Here is a 5,084-nt window from a genome sequence, read left to right on the forward strand (position 1 = left end):
TTGGCGCTCAGTGCTATGTGTGAGAAATGCTCCCAGCACATGGAGACACTGCAAAAGAAAATCCAGCAGTTGAACGAGTATTTTGGCAATTCCTGTCAAATGGCTCAGGGAGTCGTGAACGATACCCTGGCTGCTTTTGGTAAAAAGGGGCAAACAGAAGCAAGCATGTTGAGCTCACTTAAAGGGGCTGGAGACGTTTTTACCAGTTGGAGTGAGTCCAATGGTAAGAACCCATATGAGAACGCTTCGAGTGTCGCGGCATCTGATGTAAACAGAACGATTAAAGGTAATTTGGTTTGGCGAGCACTGAAACGTCATTCGGCATCAAGCTGGTTTGCATCGGGGGATGACCGTTTTCTTGAAGCGGTTATGTCGGTGACTGGTTCGATTATCGTTGGTGATTTAGCGAATGCCGCTGATGGCCAAGGTAAAGCCCCAAAACTGACCAGGCTGAATGGCAATAAAGTGACTATTGAGCATCTAATTCATGGCGGTAACGTCGCTATGTACCGATGTGACACAGTGACGCAAGACGGTTGTTTGAACCCGACAATCACTAACGTGACCCTTACCGGGTTATCAACTCAGGTAGAAAATTTACTTCTTGGTACAGGTTCTAGTAACGGCATTATTTTTAAATTTGCTCGAAATACAGGGGCTGCTAGCACCACCGAAAAGGCTTTTATGACCTCGGCTCCCGCGAGCATTGGCGGCATGATTCGAACACTTTCTGCATTAAATGAAGGTGCCGCTAGGTCGTTTGCTTCACGAGCAGCACCATTTATTGCTGTTGAGATGGCCCGAGCATTGGTTGAAGACATGCTCAACGCAGCTAGAAGCACCTCTGGTGTCGAAGATCATGCCTATGCGAAGTTGTTAACCGAAGACCTTGAACGTGCACGTCGCCAAATCAATGAGGAGTACGCCGCGTTACAGCGAAGATACGGCTCAGAGCAAGAATTACTGGCGCATTTTAATCAGGTGATTCAGACCATTCGCAAACAGCGTTATTACACCGTTAAATCTACGGCGCTGGGGGAATAGATAATGTGGGAAATCTATTCCATCGGGGATTCGGCTTTTTTAGAGCAGGTCCTGAATGCTGTCGCGATGATCACTGGTACAGGCGACTTTATTTCAATGGTTCGGATTGGCTTGCTAATTGGGGTACTGATGGTCTCTGTTCAGGCCTTAATGCAAGGTGGTCGTGGGATTAACTTTCAACACGTTTTAGTCTCATGGCTAGTCTTTGCAACCATGTTTGGGCCCAGTACCCGCGTGAGCATTGAGGATGCGTACACGGGACAAGTTCGTGTGGTTGATAATGTGCCCATCGGTGTTGCTGCCGCAGGCAGTACGATTTCGACTGTTGGCTTTCAAATCACGCGATTGTTTGAAACGGCGTTCTCAACTCCCGCCATGACGGAATACGGCTTTGCATCCAGTTTACAGTCACTGATTAAAGTGAGAAAACAGGTGATGGATCGCTCTGGTTTGGGTGATGCAAATCGTGTCGCCGGTTCGGACATCGAGCAATCGTGGTTTAACTACATCAAAGAGTGCACCTTGATTGGTATCGACATTGGCCAAAAGAACCTCGATCAGGTGCTGAGTGATCCTAACCCGATGACTGCGATTAGGTTTGACTCTAGCATTTATGGCACGCGCATCATGCTCAGTGGTAGCGGTAGTGATCTGGACTGCACCGATGCCTATAGCCAACTGAAACTCATGACAGAATCAACCTTCATTCCAAGGCTTAAACAGGTTCTGTCAGCCTCATTGGGGACTTCGTCAGCAACGGACACTGATGACGTGATCCGAAATGCACTGAATAACCTTGGTTTGGCTTCAGTAAACACCCAAGAGTACATGACCGCGTCGGTGCTTTTGCCTATTTATGAGCAAAGCGTGACGGGCAAGTATATGGATGATCAAGCTTTCACCGCAGCCGTCATGGTTAACCAAGCGATTGAGCAGCGCAATACGCAATGGGCGGCGGATCAGACCCTGTTCCAAAGCATCGTTCGTCCGATGATGACGTTTTTTGAGGGTTTCATTTACGCCATCACCCCATTGATGGCCTTTGTGATTGCCCTTGGCCAAATCGGGATGCGAATGGCCGGGAAGTACTTGTTAATCCTGCTTTGGATTCAACTTTGGATGCCTGTCATGGCCATCATTAACCTATATATCCATTTAACCGTTGCTGGGAAAATGTCGGCTCTTGATGCCTTTGCAGGTACAGAAGTGCCATCTTTTGCTGGGATGATGCAGATGGATTCAGTGCTGCAAACCTGGATAGCTACTGGCGGCATGTTGGCGTCGAGTGTTCCGGCGATTTCGCTCATGCTCGTGTATGGCTCAGCAATAACCGCTACCCACTTGGCTGGACGTCTTCAAAACGGTGATGCCATTGATGAAAAGATGGCAAGTCCAGATGTCGCGAAAAATGCCCCGGTGATGCAATCACAGTCAATGTTCCAAAATTCAGCCCTCACAGGTTCTGCAATGACCGGTGCGTCAAACTTACTAAGCAGTTTCTCTGTCGGAAATGCGGTGGGTTCAATGGTCGGTTCTGCAAAAGAATCCATGACTCAGGCAATTCAAGCCTTTAGCCGTCAAGTTGGCAATACCATGAGTCGAACTTTTGGTGAAAAGCTAAGTTACGACAACCTTTCTTCGGTTGGACGTCAGATCGGTTCTTCTAATTCCGCATCTAGCGCCGTTGTTAATCAGGTTACTGATGACCTGCAAACACGGTATGGTTTCGGAGACGATAAAAAAGACGCTGTACGTGGCTTGGTATCGGGCGTGTTATCGGGAGGCCTTAGGGTCGGTGGAGATGGAACCATTACAAATACCGGTGATAAAGAAGTAGCAGATAAAGGGTTCTTGGGAAGATTACTTGGTACAGGGGGGAATGACTCCCCACAAGGCAACCTACCAGGAGTGGATAAGCCTGAATCATCAAGAGTGCCAAAAATATCACGGTTACGAGCAGGCTTGGATTTAGGTGGTAACTTTAGTGGCCAAGTTGAGTCATCAGAGGGCAGTTCTCGGTCAACGACCGCAAATACGCTCACTGGGGAGATGCAAAGCTTGGCATCAAGTGATTCACGACGTGCTGAGTATCGCGATGCAATGGTTAAGGACCTTTCAGATTCAAGACGCTCTGGCGTTGAGATGTCGTTGTCTAATCAAGACTATCAGTCACTTCAGAGTTCAGCACAAGACGTTATCACGGCATCAAACCGCTTTAGTGAGCTTGATCAGGCCAGCTACAGTCTATCAGGACAAAGGAACACGGATGGTGCGACGTTAACTCGATTAGCAGCGGATAATCCTGAAGTAATGGGTTATTTAGGTCGCTATATGAACCAGCATGTTGAAGCAGGTAACCGATTACGTGAAAACCTTCCAATGTATCAGCGCTTGCTACCTGATGATAATCAGGCGTATGTGGCCGCAGCTATGGAGTCTTTAACCTATAGCAACTCCTCGACGCCCGCTGAACGAGACAATGACTATCAAGCAGCAATGACTGTTATGGCCATGGCTACCGGAGCCGATTTACGATCTATTCAGCCACGCTCTAATGAAGGCTTGTCATCAACTGCACCTACTTTTGGTGGCACTCAAAGCCAAGTGGAATCGGGTGTATTGGGCGGCTACGAGGATGCTGCAACTGTTCAAACTCAGTTCAACGCAGCTCAATCAGCTTACCAAACTAATTTGTCTGGTGTTGATGGACAACTAAATGCGCATCAACAACAAGCCCAACAGGCCGTAGTTTCTGACACAAGTACCTATCAATCTGGACTAAACAGTGAAGCTGGCTCTCAGTGGCGATCTCGCATTATGGCTGATGATAGCGGAGTTTCTGGTGCTGAAATGTTCTTCAACAGCGCCAGTGCTATTGGTGACTTCAGTGGCAAGCATACTGATGCAGCACTGCATACCTTGAATCACTTTGGCGAAGACTATGAGAGTTACAAGGAGCAAGCACTTGAAGACCCTAGCTCACGAGGTTTCTTGCACAATGCAACGGTGGCCAGCAAATCAACCTGGGATGGCTTAAAAGCAGCCGTTGACGCCGGAACCTCTTTGGAAAACCCATTGACGGCGTTTAATGATGCATACAGTGGATCGAGTTCGCAGTATGCCTCCGAAGTAAACTGGGGCACTAAGTCTGAAGCCATGTTGGCTGGGGCATTCGGTGCGGCAGTTAACAATCGATATGGTGAGTTCTTAGAACAGTATGCCGATGATTTTAAACAGGAAGCATACAGCGAAGGGCAGAGAATGGGATTGACCCCGATTCAAAGTCAAGTGTTTGCTCAAGCTTTCAATGAAGGTTTGGCGGGGCGCGTTTTCAACTCTGAAGACTCATCGAGTTGGTCGCCTGAAATGCTTGGTCTAAGGGAGCAAATGCTAAATGAGTATCGTCAAAAAGATGAGAGCGGTGCTTACATTCCTGACAGTGTGTCCGAAGAAGATAAAGCATTTGTGGATAAGCAGATTGCAGTGATCTCAAATGCATCCCTTGCTGGAGATTATGCTCAGAACAACTTGATCGATATTAGGGCCTATAACCAGGCTTCAGGAAGGAACTAAAAACAGAAGGTAGCCAGCTTGTGATGGGCTGGCTATTTTTTTGGCCTTTTGGGGAGGATAGATGAGCGACCGTCTGCAAATTCGTTTACCCAGTACCAATATTTTTTTTCGCTCAGGCTTAGTTCTCGACCGGTATCTTTCAGTTGTCTTTGAAATAAATGGATTAGTCCGCTTAAGCCTAAGAAAGCTAAACCGACACATAAAATTGCCCAACTCGCTTGCCAATATGCGATTGCTAAACACATAGTGGTGATGGTTATAAGGCCGATAGGACTAGCAGTTGCTTTGAATCCCAAGTAGCTGAAAAAAACGATGGTGCAAATCAGAAATGGCAAAGCCGCTAACTTGGCAGATGCCGTAAATATTTCTGATGGAAAAAAATGAGCCGCTGCCAAAGTCGCCAGAAAAAGCCCCAGTGATATAAACCAGCAGCGTGCTGGTAAAGATTTAAGTAAGTTTGTCATCTT

General features: G+C 47.4%; 3 protein-coding genes. 2 read left to right on the top strand and 1 reads right to left on the bottom strand.

Annotation, left to right across the window (positions count from 1 at the left end; all coding sequences use genetic code 11):
* A partial coding sequence (locus tag R7Z49_RS22955) for a conjugal transfer protein TraH (RefSeq protein ID WP_318112081.1) occupies positions 1–1,044 on the top strand: 1,044 nt, incomplete at its 5' end.
* Positions 1,045–1,047: 3 nt separating this feature from the next.
* The gene (locus R7Z49_RS22960; RefSeq protein ID WP_318112083.1) at positions 1,048–4,617 is read left to right on the top strand and encodes a conjugal transfer protein TraG N-terminal domain-containing protein; all 3,570 of its coding nucleotides are present in this window, start codon (positions 1,048–1,050) and stop codon (positions 4,615–4,617) included.
* 32 nt (positions 4,618–4,649) lie between these two features.
* On the opposite strand, the gene eexR is transcribed toward R7Z49_RS22960, so the two are convergent.
* Positions 4,650–5,081 carry an entry exclusion protein EexR gene (gene eexR, locus R7Z49_RS22965; RefSeq protein WP_000183214.1) on the bottom strand — a complete coding sequence of 144 codons (432 nt, stop codon included), beginning with the start codon at positions 5,079–5,081 and terminating at the stop codon, positions 4,650–4,652.
* Between the last annotated feature and the right edge of the window lie 3 nt (positions 5,082–5,084).

The organism is Vibrio sp. 1562, from assembly GCF_033340155.1.
GTDB classification, from domain to species: domain Bacteria; phylum Pseudomonadota; class Gammaproteobacteria; order Enterobacterales; family Vibrionaceae; genus Vibrio; species Vibrio alginolyticus.

What these genes read in the sequence shown, in the direction of transcription:
- eexR (WP_000183214.1), bottom strand. Translation starts at nt 5,081, where the DNA reads ATGACAAACTTACTTAAATCTTTACCAGCACGCTGCTGGTTTATATCA.
- R7Z49_RS22960 (WP_318112083.1), top strand. Translation starts at nt 1,048, where the DNA reads ATGTGGGAAATCTATTCCATCGGGGATTCGGCTTTTTTAGAGCAGGTC.